Annotated in this window: 12 protein-coding genes; 4 read left to right on the top strand and 8 right to left on the bottom strand. The window is 65.1% G+C overall.

All coding sequences use genetic code 11. From position 1 onward, the window contains the following. Positions 1-11 precede the first annotated feature (11 nt). The 4 genes from VLK31_RS13730 to VLK31_RS13715 all read left to right on the top strand — a co-directional run bounded on the left by VLK31_RS13730 (position 12) and on the right by VLK31_RS13715 (position 4,078). Complete coding sequence (locus VLK31_RS13730; protein ID WP_409168963.1) at positions 12-977, top strand: PDR/VanB family oxidoreductase; 966 nt, start codon at positions 12-14, stop codon at positions 975-977. A gap of 120 nt (positions 978-1,097) precedes the next feature. Continuing rightward, positions 1,098-2,219, top strand: coding sequence for an IS481 family transposase (locus VLK31_RS13725; protein ID WP_409168962.1), 1,122 nt, complete (start codon positions 1,098-1,100; stop codon positions 2,217-2,219). A 192-nt stretch (positions 2,220-2,411) separates the two neighbouring features. Next, positions 2,412-3,071 (top strand): TetR family transcriptional regulator C-terminal domain-containing protein, encoded by a 660-nt coding sequence (locus VLK31_RS13720; RefSeq protein WP_409168961.1) that lies wholly within the window; start codon positions 2,412-2,414, stop codon positions 3,069-3,071. Positions 3,072-3,850: 779 nt separating this feature from the next. Beyond that, complete coding sequence (locus VLK31_RS13715) at positions 3,851-4,078, top strand: response regulator transcription factor (protein WP_409168960.1); 228 nt, start codon at positions 3,851-3,853, stop codon at positions 4,076-4,078. A 601-nt stretch (positions 4,079-4,679) separates the two neighbouring features. On the opposite strand, the gene VLK31_RS13710 is transcribed toward VLK31_RS13715, so the two are convergent. The 8 genes from VLK31_RS13710 to denD all read right to left on the bottom strand — a co-directional run bounded on the left by VLK31_RS13710 (position 4,680) and on the right by denD (position 14,069). Then, the gene (locus tag VLK31_RS13710; RefSeq protein WP_409168959.1) at positions 4,680-6,176 is read right to left on the bottom strand and encodes a filamentous hemagglutinin N-terminal domain-containing protein; all 1,497 of its coding nucleotides are present in this window, start codon (positions 6,174-6,176) and stop codon (positions 4,680-4,682) included. 144 nt (positions 6,177-6,320) lie between these two features. Beyond that, the gene (locus tag VLK31_RS13705) at positions 6,321-8,012 is read right to left on the bottom strand and encodes a ShlB/FhaC/HecB family hemolysin secretion/activation protein (RefSeq protein ID WP_409168958.1); all 1,692 of its coding nucleotides are present in this window, start codon (positions 8,010-8,012) and stop codon (positions 6,321-6,323) included. Between the two features lie 232 nt (positions 8,013-8,244). Next, positions 8,245-8,706 carry a RidA family protein gene (locus VLK31_RS13700; protein WP_409168957.1) on the bottom strand — a complete coding sequence of 154 codons (462 nt, stop codon included), beginning with the start codon at positions 8,704-8,706 and terminating at the stop codon, positions 8,245-8,247. Further along, entirely contained in the window at positions 8,703-9,920 is a 1,218-nt protein-coding gene (locus tag VLK31_RS13695; protein WP_409168956.1) for an amidohydrolase family protein, read from the bottom strand. Before VLK31_RS13695 ends, VLK31_RS13700 begins: the two co-directional genes overlap by 4 nt. After that, complete coding sequence (gene otnI / locus VLK31_RS13690) at positions 9,917-10,735, bottom strand: 2-oxo-tetronate isomerase (RefSeq protein WP_409168955.1); 819 nt, start codon at positions 10,733-10,735, stop codon at positions 9,917-9,919. The genes VLK31_RS13695 and otnI overlap by 4 nt, the downstream gene beginning before the upstream one ends. Positions 10,736-10,747: 12 nt before the next feature. Next, complete coding sequence (locus VLK31_RS13685) at positions 10,748-11,413, bottom strand: aldolase (protein WP_409168954.1); 666 nt, start codon at positions 11,411-11,413, stop codon at positions 10,748-10,750. Positions 11,414-11,771: 358 nt separating this feature from the next. Next, a complete protein-coding gene (gene otnK, locus VLK31_RS13680; protein WP_409168953.1) occupies positions 11,772-13,043 on the bottom strand; it encodes a 3-oxo-tetronate kinase in 1,272 nt (423 codons plus the stop codon). A gap of 3 nt (positions 13,044-13,046) precedes the next feature. After that, complete coding sequence (gene denD / locus VLK31_RS13675) at positions 13,047-14,069, bottom strand: D-erythronate dehydrogenase (protein ID WP_409168952.1); 1,023 nt, start codon at positions 14,067-14,069, stop codon at positions 13,047-13,049. Positions 14,070-14,085 lie beyond the last annotated feature (16 nt).

Raw genomic sequence — 14,085 nt, 5'->3', positions numbered from 1 at the left:
AGACCCACACCATGAGCCTGGAACGCACGCTGACCGTGCGCGTCGCGCGCATCTTGCGGCAGACGCCGGAGATTCTGGCCTTCGAGCTGGCCCACCCGTGGGGCCGTGCGCTGCCTGCGTACGAGGCCGGCGCGCACATCGACGTGCACATGCCCGGCGGCTTCTCGCGGCAGTATTCGCTGGCGCGCGCGCCTTCGTCGTCGCATGACGGCGCCTACCTGATCGGCGTGAAGCGCGAGGCCGGCAGCCGCGGCGGCTCGGCCTCCATGCACGAGCGCGTGCGCGAGGGCGACCTGCTGCCCATCAGCGCGCCGCGCAACACCTTTGCGCTGCGCGAGCAGGCCTCGCACCACCTGCTGCTGGCCGGCGGCATCGGCATGACGCCGCTGCTGGCCATGGCGCAGGCGCTGGCCGCGCGCGGCGCCGCGTTCACGCTGTGCGTGTTCGCGCGCAGCGAGGAACACCTGGCGTTTGCGCAGGCGCTGCATGCGCCTGCCCTGGCGCCGCACCTGCGGCTGCACCTGGACCAGGGCGACGCCTCGCAGCGCATCGACCTGCGCGCGCTGCTCGCCGAGCGCGCGCCCGGCACGCACCTCTACATGTGCGGCCCCGGCGGCTTCATGCAGGCGGTGCGCGACGCGTCTGCCCATTGGCCCGAAGAGGCGCTGCACGCCGAATACTTCGCGGCACCGACCGACGCCACCACCGCCACCGGCCTGCCCTTTACGCTGAAGCTCGCGCGGCGCGGCATCAGCGTGCCGGTGGCCGCGGACCAGACCGCCGTCGATGCGCTGCATGAAGTCGGCATCGACATTCCGGTGTCGTGCCAGCAGGGCCTGTGCGGCACCTGCGTGGTCGAGGGCGACGGCGAGGGTGCGGAGCACCGTGACTTCTGCCTCACAGGCAGCGAGCGGCGCACGAAGGTGGCGCTGTGCTGCTCGCGCGCCAAGGGCGCAGAACTGGTGCTCGAGCTGTGAACCCGCACGGTTGTTCGTCTGGTCCCCTCTCCCTCTGGGATGTACAGACCGGAGACATGGGTAACACCTGTGCGAGGACATGGGTGACACTTTTACCTGCCTTGTCAGCAGGAGAGCGCCATGCCTTGGAGAGGTGTCACCGTGCAGGATCAAAGAGAAGAGTTCGTGCGATTGGCTCGCTGCGACGGAGCCAACGTGAGCGAGCTGTGTCGGCGTTTCGGGATCAGCCGCAAGACGGGCTACAAATGGCTGGAGCGCCTGGACGCGGGCCGCAGTCTGGCGGACGGCAGCAAACGCCCGCATCACAGCCCGAACGCGACGCCTGCGCAAATGCAGCAACGCGTGCTGGATGTGCGCGCCAGACACCCGGCCTGGGGCGCACGCAAGATCGCGCACGTGTTGCTGCGCGACCAAGAGATCGTGCTGGCGGTGAGCACCGTCAATTCGATCCTGCAACGTCACGGCCTGGTCCCCGAGGCAGCCAGTCAAGCAAGCAGGCCGTGGCAGCGCTTCGAGCACGAGCGCCCCAACGCGCTGTGGCAGATGGACTTCAAGGGGCATTTCCCGGTGGGCGACATTCGCTGCCATGCGCTGACGGTGCTGGACGATCACTCACGCTTTGCCGTCGTGCTGCAGGCGCTGGCGGGCGAGCGCTTCGACTGCGTGCAGGCGCAGCTCATCAGCACCTTCGAGCGCTACGGCCTGCCCGAGCGCATCAATGCGGACAACGGCCCACCGTGGGGGACGGGTTGCCAGGGCATCAGTGCGCTGTCGATCTGGCTCACCTCGCTGGACGTGAGGCTCAGCCACAGCCGCCCGGCGCATCCCCAGACCAACGGCAAGGACGAGCGCTTCCACCGCACGCTCAAGGCCGAGGCGATCGGCTCGCGCAGCTTGCGCGATCTGCAGGAGGTGGACACCGAGTTCAGCCGCTGGCGCCACGTCTACAACCACGAACGCCCGCACGAGGCGCTGGGCATGCACACGCCGGTGGAGCGCTATCGCCCAAGTCCGCGTGCCATGCCTGCGACGCCGCCACAGCCGCACTACGAGCCTCACGACCTGGTGCGCCGCGTGCAGCATGGCGGCTGGATCAGCGTGCTGGGCCGCGAAGTACGCCTGAGTTCGGCCCTGCGAGGCAGGAGCATTGCGCTCAGGCCGCGAGTGCAGGAGGACGGTGTCTACGACGTTTATTTCTTCAATCGAAAGATCGAAGAAATCGATCTCACAGCCTTCGACTAAGCTGTACTTCGACTGTCACCCATGTCCTCGCACAGGTGTTACCCATGTCTCCGGTCTGTACACGGGAGAGGGTCAGGGTGAGGGCAGGTGCCTTTGCAAAAGCTGCGCCGTCGCCTGCGCCGTCGCCATCACCGCCGGCCCTCACCCCCGCCCTCTCCCCCAGGGGAGAGGGAGCAAGACCAGGCGCCGCGCATGCTCTCTGACCCTGACAAGGCCGGCAAAGTGGAAACCCCCGCCACGCGCGGGCGTTCGCGCAAGTACACGCAGGTGCTCGCCCTCATCAACCAGGCTGCCATCGAGGTGTTCGCCACCGAAGGGCTGGCCGGTGCGTCCACGCAGTCCATCGCCGACAAGGCGGGGCTGTCGAAGGCGCAGTTGCACTACTACATCGACAGCAAGGAGGCGCTGTACCGCCAGGTGCTGCAGGACATCCTCACCGACTGGATCGTGGTGTTCGGCTTCAGCGACGAGGCCTTCGGCCCGCGCAAGGTGCTGGGCGACCTGATCCACCGCAAGATGGTGTTCTCGTTCGAGCACCCGCTGCGCTCGCGCATCTTCACCGCCGAGATGATGCGAGGCGCGCCCGTGCTCAACGACATGATGGACACGAGCAAGCAGCGCACCGACCAGGCCGCCGCCGTCATCCAGAACTGGATGAACCAGGGCCTGATGGACAGCGCCGACCCGATGCTGGTGCTGTTCCACATCTGGGCCGTGACCCAGTTCTACGCCGACCACGCCACGCAGGCCGCCTACTACCGAGGCGCGGCCACGCTGGGCGATGACAAGGACCGGCGCTACCTGATCGAGCAGGTGACCGACTTCTTGCTGAAGGGCGCGGGGGTCAGGTAGCCCGCTGCCGGTTGGTGGTGACGGGACATCGGACCGGGCCTCTCGACAACACCTGTCCGCGATTGGCAAGCGCCTGCGCGGGGGGTCAGCAGACCCCAGCTTCAATTCAATAGCCAACTGTTGCGCTGGGGATTTGAAATGGCCCCGCTTTGTGGAACGCTCAATGAATTTTTCGTCTCCTTTGCGTGCGAAATTCTTTGATGCCCAATGAATTTTTTACCGCAAAGCAAGCGCATTCGAGCTCAATTAATTGAAGGCGCAGCGGTCCGGTAAAAATGCGAAGACATGGCTTTGAATAATGAGCCATCACTCATGGATCGAAATGCAAATTTCCGTCATTTGCAAATCATTGTCAATTATTCAAAACAACGCCATTTAAAGCCGAACCAACAAGGCTTCGAAAGCTTGCTGCATTGCCTGGCCCTCACAAAGCTGGCGCCAAACCGAAAATCTCGATAGTCTCGGAAAATTCCACGCTGGCAAAACCAGGAGCGTGCAACATTTGTGTGCTGAGAAATGAACGAATCAAATCATCTTCAATAGGGAAGGTCTGCATAACTCCACGCGTCTCGCATGAGTTCAGTCCACAACTGTCAAACGCGTTACTCCCGCGAATAAAATTGACCTCGAATTGAACCTGCAGACCAAGCGCACACGCAAGCGTGAGGCCCTCGAGCAGACGAACCACGCAGCGCCCATGTTCAACCGGTCGAATTCAGCTACGCAAGAAGCGTTGCACAACATAAATTTTCTTTCCTTAATATTTTGCCTTTATTCAAATGCAATCAAGTATTTACCTTCTGCCAGATGCCGGCAATTGCTTGAGTCGCCGCGAGATAGACGTCCTCAAACAGCTTGCCGATGGACTGACCTCGAAAGAGACTTCCAGTGCACTGAACATTTCTCCTCACACCGTCAATTTTCATGTGCGAAATGCCATTGCCAAATTGGGCGCAAGAAATACGACGTCGGCCGTCGCGCGAGCGATGAAGATGGGTTGCTGGTAAGAATTGCGCACGGTGTACGTCGTGCGCCAATTTCTTTTTCGTTATTTGCGCCCACTGCCACTTGCCGGCTTTTGAGCATGTTCTGCACAACTCGCACGCGCACTGCGTGAGTTGAATCGATGCTCGCCAAACGGGCGGCCGCCAGCGCCACGTTGCTCCAGATACCAAGGCCGAACCACAGCGCAAAGGCAGACGCCGGCGTGGCCCTTCAGCCCGCGAAAAACAACAAGCGTTGAGGTTTTGCAGCCTCCCCCGAGCGGAGTAAACAGCAGGGCTGCGAGTCAATACCCGGAACGGCGCGGAAACTTCTGCTGAACAAAAGGCCACGCGCTTTGCAAGCGCGTGGCCTTTCGAACGGGGTGCCGTATCGCACGGGAGCGGCACAAGCTCAGCGTTACCGTCGAGCTTGCGTGCTGCTTGCACGCCTTGTGGCGCCAGGTCGGTTGCCCAGCGCATTGCGGCAGCGGTTTCGAGCCCCTTTTCAGCGCGGCCCATCCATCCAGTCGTGCTGGTTGAGCCTCGATCGCGTGGCGAACAAACGAGAAGTCGACCGACTGTTCCGCCGCTCGGCTTCCCGCCGCTCTCGCTGCGCGGCCTCTTGCTAGAAACGCGCCCAGCGTTGCGCGGCCATTTGTTGCAGGCGGGCCTGCAGCTGCGAGGCCTGCTGCGTCATACGCGCCTCACGTTGCGCAGCCTCTTGTTGCAGGCGGGCCTGCAGTTGCGACGCCTGCTGCGCCATACGCGCCTCACGTTGCGCAGCCTCTTGTTGCAGGCGGACCTGCAGCGCGGCCTGTTGCTGCATCTGCGCATCTTGCTTGGACTGCCGCTCGGCTTGCACTGCCTGTTGCTTGGCCTCCTGCAGCGAACGTGCCGATTGCTGCGGCTGCGGCTGCGGCTGTGGCTGTGGCTGCGGCTGCGGCTGAACCTGCATCTGCGCGGCCTGTTGCTTCATCTGCGCGGCTTGCTCGCGCTGCGACTCAGCTTGTTGCGCTGCTCGTTGCTGGGCCTGTTGTTGCAGACTTGCCTGCGTCTGTGCGGCCTCTTGCGGTGTCGTCTGACGCGACACACCCTCTTGTTGCAGCGGCGCAATTTTCGCGGGCGGCTGCTCAACTTGCTTTACGACCTGTTGCGGCGCTTGCGCTACTTGCGTCGCTTGCGCCACTTGAGCTACTTGCGCCACTTGCGGCGCCGGCCGTGCGGCTTCTGGCAGGGCGACGGGCACCACTTGTCCGTTGGCGCTGATCTGCACGCCTCCCTTGTCAGATCCTGGAAGGTCCTTCGTGCGCAGGCCCGAGATTGCATCGGGGTACATTGCCGACCCCTTGAAGGACACGGTGCTGCTTCCTGAATACGAACTCACGTTCGTGTTCAGGCCCGAAAACCTCACGCCCGAACCAACCAGGTCGACCTTGGGGGCGTTGAGCCCTTCGACGTCGATGTTCTTGCCAATCGATGTGATCTTCTCGAGCTCACCGTTGGCGCCGAAGCTCGGCGAGCCTGTCGTGAGCGTGGTGCGAGGCGCATTGACGATGGTGGCACCGCGAACATTGATGCCGTTCGGATTGGCAATGATCAAGTGCGCGGCCTGGCCGGCAATTTCGATTTTTCCGCTCAAGGTCGACGCGTGCGCGCCAATGACCTCATTGAGAATGACTTTCGCGCCAGTGCCTCTCAGCAGCGGATTTCCCGCAATGGTTCCAGCGAGCGCCGTGTTCGCAGCCGCCGCGCTGTTGTTGATGAGCAGGCCAGGCGCAGCCACGTTGAATTCGGTAAAACGGTTGTGAGAGATGCCCGCTGCATTGGGCGCCACGATATTGAGAATGGGTGCTGCCCCATTCACGGGCGCAATGATCCCCGGTTGCCCACCAGGCCCAGGAGCCGCCACCAATTGATTGGGCCCGTTGAGGGGCACGACCATCGGCCGGCTGTCTTTGAATACGTTGTTCGTGCCGTTCACGTTGTTGAACGTCTGTGCGCCAGCCGTCAGCGGCGAAAGCAAGAGAGCAGACAGCGCGCCGGCCGCGGCCACGGTAACTGCGGCATGGACTCTGGAGATCCGCACAGGGCGGGGCGTGATTCGAGAATTGTGTTTTTTCATACATCCCTTGATGCAGGTTGATTGAAGACCGAGAGCGCAGCCTTGCGACCGCGTTCTGAAAGTGGCGCTTGCCTGGCGACCGATGCACTCCTGTTCGCAGTAAAGACACGAACAAGCTGCGCACGGCGTGCGCAGGACTTGCGTTCAAAGAAAGCTGGCAGTTAAAAGAAAATTCAAAAATGGCTTCTGCCGGCCGAAGCTGGCGGGCCTCACAAGGGGCAGCCCCACGGAAAGGTCGTAGCCCCATTGCTTGTGGCCGCCCCGTACGCCGATCGCGGTGCCCGCCAGCGTTCGCTGCGCGTTCTGCGTGTGCTGCTGCGTGCCGTGACCCGACACCGCGCCAACGTCGAGCGCCACATAGGCTTCGCTGCCCTGCCAGGCCGGCGTTGCAAGTTCGTTGCGCCACAACCATCCGCCCTGTGCGGAAAGCGTTCGATTGCCATCGAAGCCACGCACTGAATAGCGCCCGCCAAGCTGCAGGTACTCGGACGACGGAACAGGCACGGGTGCGTGCTGCAGCAGCAAGCCTCCCCGGTATCCGAAGTTTTGATCGTCGACCTCGAATGGCACGGTGGCCGCCACGCTCGCGGTAGCGAGCCGATACCTGCCGCTCCATTGCTCCTGCCCCAACACAGAGCCCGGAAGCCGGCTCTGGCCGGGCAAGCTGCCGCGCAACGCAACGCCAAACTCCAGCGACGCGGGACCCAGCTTTTCAAAGTGGCCAGCGCCAATCTCGTAGCCCACCATGTCGCGGCGTTGAACATCGAGCGCCTCGCCAGCGAACCACCCGTTTTCCTGGCGACGAAACATCGCGAACCGCAGCATTCCCTTGCTGGTGGCCGTGCGATAGGGAACGTAGCTCACGCCCGCCTCCAGGCGGCGCGTGCGCGTGGCATAGGGAATCTTCAGGCCTTCCACATCGAGCAACTGCGTCGACTCCGATTCGCTGGCGCCGATGGCGAACGACACTCGCCCGACTGGCACGTTCCACGCAACGCTCTTCGACGCGGAACCCTTCGGCCCTTTGTTGAGGCGGGAATCGCTGCCGATCGTGGCAATGAGCTGGTCGTAGAGTCCGAGCGGCGAGTCGATGGAAACGACGGCACCGAGTTGATGGCGACCCACGGCGTCGACGCCCGAGTTGTCCGCGGTGAACGTTGCGCGCACGCGGCGGGCGTCTTCGGGGTGGCGAAATGCGATATCGACGCTGTCGGCCTCGGCGCCTGGAAGCAGTTCGAAGCGGGTCGCCCCTTGCCCCGGCAGGCGCCGCATGTTTTCAAGCGCCTGGTCCAGGTCCCGCACGTTGAAAACGTCGCCCTCCGCGACAGGAAGCACTGTGCGGTGCCAACCGATGCTGCCGTCTTCGTCACGCACCTTGCCGACGCGGCCGGCGACGATCTCAAGCGTCAATTCGCCCTGCGAAAGATTCTGTTCGGGTATGACGACCCGCGTGGTCACGTAGCCTTCGGCAATCAACTCTTTTGCGACCGCGGCTCGCACGGCAAGAAGCCCTTGCGCGCCCAGACAGCGGCCTTCGATGGGCACGCGCTTGCGCAGCCACTGAAATTCATCGATTGCCTTGAGGGCGAACCTGCTTATCTGGAAGCAAGGTTCTTCCCTGGGAAACACCAGGGGCCCGGACGGAGCCGCTTGCTCGTACGTCAGGAAACGCGGGGCTTCGGCCGCTCTTGCCCTTGCTTCGTTCAGCTGCAACCGTTGCCGCTGCTCGTTTTGCGCGGCTGCGTCGGCGGGCAGTACCTGGCCCATGGCCTGCGCTGCAAATGCCGCGCATAAAAATGCGCCGAACGTTTTGCAGATCTCACTTCTATTGATCAATTGAATTAACGCGGGTGTGCTCCAACACCCAATTCAATCATTTGGCGCGCTGCGCCGTAACCACTAAATATCGCGGTTTTTCAGCTTCAGGGTGTGCATAAATGCACGCAAGCTTCAGGAGTCAAACCCATGACTGCCAACCGCGCAATCCTGCGGATCAACTTAAGCGCGAGCTGAAGCTATCGACGAAGCCAACACACAGGCCACGCAAGTCACGCACGGGCTCGGCCGTTCATCGCTTCTGCGGGAGGTACATGGTCGCCTCGACCTCCACCAGCACTTCGTCTCCGGGCAGAAAGCGCGACACCTCCACCACCGTGCTCACCGGCGGCTCGCCCGGATAGAACAGGCCGCGCACGCGGTTGTAGAACGCGTAGTGCGGCAGGTGGCGAAAGTACTGCACCAGCTTCACCACGTCTTCCATCGTGCCGCCGTGCTCGGCCGCAATCTGGCGGATGCGCTCCAGCACGAACCAGCTCTGCGCCACGATGGGCGCCTCGAACACGTCGACCGACATCTGGCCCGTGGCATAGCCCACGCCCTGCAGCGCGGTGCGCGCTGCTTCCGGAATGGCGTCGTAGCCGGCCACCGCGCGGCGCGTGGCGGGGTCGACGGCGACCACGCCGCTCATGAAGACGAAATCGCCGACGCGCTTGGCGGCGGCGTAATTGGCCATTGGCTTGCCCATGCTCATGGGGTGTTCTCCGGGTTCTGTTCAAGGACACGGCCCGCGCGGATGACGGTGCGTTGCCGTCCGCGCGGGCCGATGAGTTCGTGTTCGTCGGTGGCCGACAGCACCAGCAGGTCCGCCGGGCAGCCCGGCGCAATGCGCCCGTCCCATGCGAGCCCCAGCGCCCTGGCGGGGTTCACGGTGACGGCGTCCAGCCAGTCGCAGGCCGGTGCCAGGTGCGCCATCTGCACGCCCAGGCCGAAGGTCTCCAGCAGGTCGTAGCTGCCGTAGGGATAGAAGGCGTCCTGCACGTTGTCGGTTGCCAGGCTCGCACGCAAGCCGCGTGCCGCCGCCTCGCGGATGCGCGTGATGCCGCGTTGCACCGGCGTGCGGTCCCAGGCGCCCTGCAGGTAGAGGTTGGTGGTCGGCAGCGCGACCAGGTGCAGGCCGGCACCCGCGCACAGCACGAGCGTTTCGTTGGCCACAGCGTCGTCCTGAACCGACAGCGAGCAGCAATGGCCGCACACCACGCCCTGGCTGAAGTCGCGTGCGCGCACCAGTTGCGCAATGCTGCGCAGGCCGCTGGCCTCGACGTCGAGGCCTTCGTCCACATGAAAGTCCAGGCCCAGGTCGTGCTGCTGCGCCAGGTCGAACACGCGGCCCAGCTTGTGCACGATGCCGTCGTTGCGGTAGACGAACGCGCCCAGCGTGCCGCCCGCGCGCTTCACCTCGCGCGCGATGCGCTCGCCCGCGGCAAGGTCGGCGAACAGGTCGAGCGGCGTGAGCGAAACGAACTGCAGCTCGACCCGCCCACGCCATTCCTCGCGCAGTGCCTCGAACACCGCCAAGGCGGCGGGCGGCTCGGCCTGCACCCAGTCGAGGTGCGTGCGCAGCGCGCGCGTGCCCGAGCGCCAGGCGTCGTGCAATGCGCGCTCCATGCGCAGGCGCAGCGACTCGCCGGTCCAGCTTTCGCGGTGCTTGTTCATGCGCTCGATGGCCACGAACAGATTGCCCTGTGCCGCGCCCACGTCCTGCACGGTGTAGTTCTTGTCGATGTGGGCGTGGGCGTCGACCAGTGCGCTGAGCAGCGTGCCGCGGGCGTGTGTCGGTGTCTGCTGATCGCTCGGCACGATGGACTCGACCTTGTCGCCGGCCAGCGTGATGTCGAACAGTTGCGCGTCGCCGGCGGCGGTGAAGCCGCGCAACGGCGCCGGAATGCGCAGGGCCTGCAACCTCATGCGCGCTGCCGTTGTTCGCGCAGCCAGCCGAGCCCGGCCGACGTGCCGCCCGGTTCCGCGCCGCGCCGCGGCCGGTACTCGCAACCGACCCAGCCCTGCCAGCCGCACTGCGCCGACACCTCGTCGAGCACGTCGAACAGATAGGGGTAGTTCTGCTCGCCGGTGTCGGGCTCGTGCCGGTCGGGCACCCCGGCAATCTGGATGTGGCCCACGCGGCCGGTGGGCAGGTACTTGCGGATCTTCATCGCCACGTCGCCTTCGACGATCTGGCAGTGGTACAGGTCCATCTGCACCTTGAGGTTGCGCGCGCCGACGGCCTCGACGATCTCGTGCGCGTGGTCTTGCCGGTTCAGGAAGAAGCCGGGAATATCGCGCGTGTTGATGGGCTCGATGAGCACGTCGAGCTGGGCCTTGGCCGCCTCGGTGGCGGCCCAGCGCAGGTTGTCGAGGTACACCGGCTGCAGCGCGTCGCGCTCCAGGCCCTCGGGCACCAGGCCGGCCATGACGTGGATGCGCGGGCAGGCCAGCGCCACGGCGTAGTCGATGGCCTTGGCGATGCCCTCGCGAAATTCGCTGTCGCGCCCCGGCAGGCAGGCCAGCCCGCGCTCGCCGCCGGCCCAGTCGCCGGGCGGTCCGTTGAACAGCACCTGCTGCAGGCCGTTGTGCTGCAGGCGCGCCGCGAGTTCTTCCTTGGCGAAGTCGTAGGGGAAGAGGTACTCCACGGCCTTGAAGCCGTCTTTGGCGGCGGCGGCGAAGCGTTCGAGAAAGTCGAGCTCGGGGTAGAGCATCGAGAGGTTGGCGGCGAATTGGGGCATGGGTTGTTTGTACTACCAGCGCGCACCGAAGGTGGTGCGCAGTTCATCGATCTGGTCGGCGTTCAGGGGCGCGGGCCTGGTGGGGCCAGCGAGCATGTGAAGCCGGGCGGTTTCTTCGAGTTCTTCGAGCACGGCCATGGCGGCGGCGGGCGTGTCGTGCCACACGTTGGGGCCCAGGCGTGTGAGCATGACGGCGCGGATGGGTGTGCCGGCTGCTCCCATGCGTTCGATGGCCTGTGCCACCTGTTCTGCCGCTTCAGGAGCGCCTGGCCGGTGGTACGCAATGACGGGCACGTGTCCGACTTTCATCACGAAGTACGGTGTGAGCGCGGGCAGCAGTTCGTCGCCGGATTCGGTCAGCGTGAGTGCCACGCAGTGGGTGCTGTGTGTGTGGATCACGCAGGCGGTGTGGGGGTCGAACTTGCGTGCGGCGGTGTAGATGCGGGTGTGGAGCGCGATGGTTTTGCTGGCGCGGTCGCCGCTGGTCTGTTGGCCTTGCGTGTCCAGTTTGGCCAGGCGTGCGGGGTCTAGAAAACCGAGGCAGGCGTCGGTCGGCGTGATGAGAAAGCCGTCGTTCAGTCGCACGCTGATGTTGCCTGCTGTGGCATGCACGTAGCCGCGTTCGAACAGGCTGCGGCCTGTGCGACAGATTTCTTCTCGGGCTTGGGTTTCTGTCATGTCAGTTTTTTTCTTCGGAGGCTGTTGTTCGGGGCGCATTTTTTGAGGTGCTTTGTTCAGGGCGCATTTGTTCAGGGCGTGTGCACAGGCCGCCGGGTACTCCCCTCCGCGAATGTCCCCCGGGGCTTCGCCCCTCCTCCTTTATTTCGCTGCGGGGAGCACCCGACGCCCTGTGCACCTGGGCACGCTCTGGGTGAGCGTGCGATCAACGACTGCTCCGGATAACGCTCGTGAGGGTGGGGTGCCTTGCGCAGCGAAATAAAGGAGGAGGCCGCAGGCCGGGGGACATTCGCGGAGCAAGGTACCCCGCCCTCGCGGGTGCGCCCTGAATGACCCCGACCCCGACGACACCAAAACATCATCCAAGCACCGCAAACGCCTTGGTAAAAAAATCGTCACTGCCAAAGTTCCCAGACTTCAGCGCAATGTGCAACCCCGACTCAGCAGCAACGTCAGAACGCGCATGACACCAAGGCACACCCGGATCGATCTGCGGCCCTATCTGCATCTGAACGATGCCCAACGCTTGTACGCATGCGCCGGAGGTCTCGCCGCCCGCCACCACCAACTGACGCACACCCCGCTCCACCAGCCCGCGCGCAATGGTGGCGATGGTGCGCTCGACCATTGCGCCGGCCTCCTCCACACCCAGGCGACCTTGCACCGACTTCACCGCGCCCGCTTCGGCAGTGGAATAGACGAGCACCGGGCCCTTGTCGAGCAACGGCTCGGCCCATGACAGCACCTCGGCCGCCACGTCCACACCCGCTGCAATGCGCAACGGATCGATCGCCATCGCCGCACCACCACGCTGCACAAAGTCGAGCACCTGCCGGTTGGTCGCCAGCGAGCAACTGCCCGAGACCACCGCCGTCTTGCCACCGGCCTTGGGCAACGCACTGGCCTGCGACGACGGTGCCAGACCGAAGTTGGCCGGCAGTCCGATCGCCACGCCCGAGCCTGCCGTGAGCAACACCATCTTCGCCAGCGCCGGGCCCAGGCGCAGCAGGTCGTCGTTCGACACCGCATCGACGATGGCAATGGCCACGCCCTCGCGCTTCAATTGCGCAACACGCTCGTCGATGGCCGCCGCGCCGCGCGCCACCACCGCGTGATCGATCAGGCCCACCTTGCGACGGCACTGCGCCTGCAGCACACGCACCAGGTTCGGGTCGGTCATCGGCGTGAGCGGATGGTTCTGCATGCCGCTCTCGCTGAGCAGCACATCGCCCGCGAACAGGTAGCCCTTGAACACCGTGCGCTTGTTGTCGGGGAAGGCCGGCGTGGCGATGGTGAAGTCGCACTGCAGCGCGTCCATCAGCGCCTCGGTCACCGGGCCTATGTTGCCTTGCGGCGTGCTGTCGAAGGTGGAGCAGTACTTGAAGTAGATCTGCTGCGCGCCCTGCGCCTGCAGCCAGCGCAACGCGTCGAGCGACTGCGCAATGGCCTCGGCCGGCGCGATGGTGCGCGACTTGAGCGCGACCACCACCGCATCGACGTTCGCATCAAGCGGGCCTTCGGGCACGCCGATGGCCTGCACCACGCGCATGCCCGCGCGCACCAGGTTGTTGGCAAGGTCGGTCGCGCCGGTGAAGTCGTCGGCAATGCATCCGAGCAGCAACTTGGCCATGGCTCAGTCCCTCACCGGCAGCGTGACGGCCTGCGCGTTCTCGCGCACGTAGTCGCGCAGGATGGCGTCGAAGCTCGCGTCGGCCTTCAGGCCCAACGCCTCGGCGCGCGCGGCGTGAATGCGGCTCGGCCAGCTGGTGACGATCTTCGCGATGGCGGCGTCGGGCGCCCAGTCGATCAGGCCCGTTGCGTCCTTGCCCGCGATGCGTTCGAGTGACTGCGCCATCTCGCGCACGGTGGTGGTCAGCGCGGGCAGGTTGATGGCCGTGCGCGCGCCCCACTCGGCGGCGCTGGCCGTGGCCGCGCGAATGAGGCCGGCCACCGTGTTGCCGGGCGAGGCCAATGCCACGGGCGTGTCCGGCGGCACGGGGCAGCGTGCGCGCTCGCCGGCCAGCGGCTCGCGCAGCATGCCGCTCAGAAAGCTGGAGGCCGCGCCGTTGGGGCGGCCCGGGCGCACCGACACCGTCATGAGCCGCACGTTGCGCCCCTGCACGAAGCCCTTGCGCATGAAGTCGGCCACCAGCTGCTCGCCGATGAACTTCTGAATGCCGTAGCTGTTCTGCGGCGTCGGCAGCGTGGTGTCTTCGATGACGGCGGGCAGACGCTGCTCGGGCGAATCGCCGAACACGGCGACCGAACTGGAGAACACGAACACCGGTGCATGGCCCGCGCGGCGTGCGGCTTCGAGCAACGCGCGGGTGGTGTCGAGGTTGCTGCGCATGCCGAGGTCGAAGTCGGCCTCGCATTCGCCGCTCACCGCCGCGGCCAGGTGGAACACGAGCTGCGTGTCGGCCATGGGCAGTGCGCCGCTGGTGCTCTGTTCGAGCAGATCGCCCTGCACGAACTGCACGCGCGCGTCGCCGGCCAGGTCGGCGGGCGGCGGCACGCGGTCGGCCAGGGTGATGCGCGACACGGGCTGCGACACGTTCGACATGCCGCCGGCCAATGCAAGGTCGCCTCCTGCAAGCAGCGTGCGCGCGAGGCGCGCGCCGAGAAAGCCGCAGCCACCGGTGATGAGAATGTTCATGTGCGTGGGTCCTTCG

It is taken from the genome of Variovorax sp. H27-G14, from assembly GCF_046156345.1.
Lineage (GTDB): Bacteria > Pseudomonadota > Gammaproteobacteria > Burkholderiales > Burkholderiaceae_C > Variovorax.
Note: the sequence above shows the minus strand (reverse complement) of the source record. Positions and strands in the feature narration are given on the sequence as shown.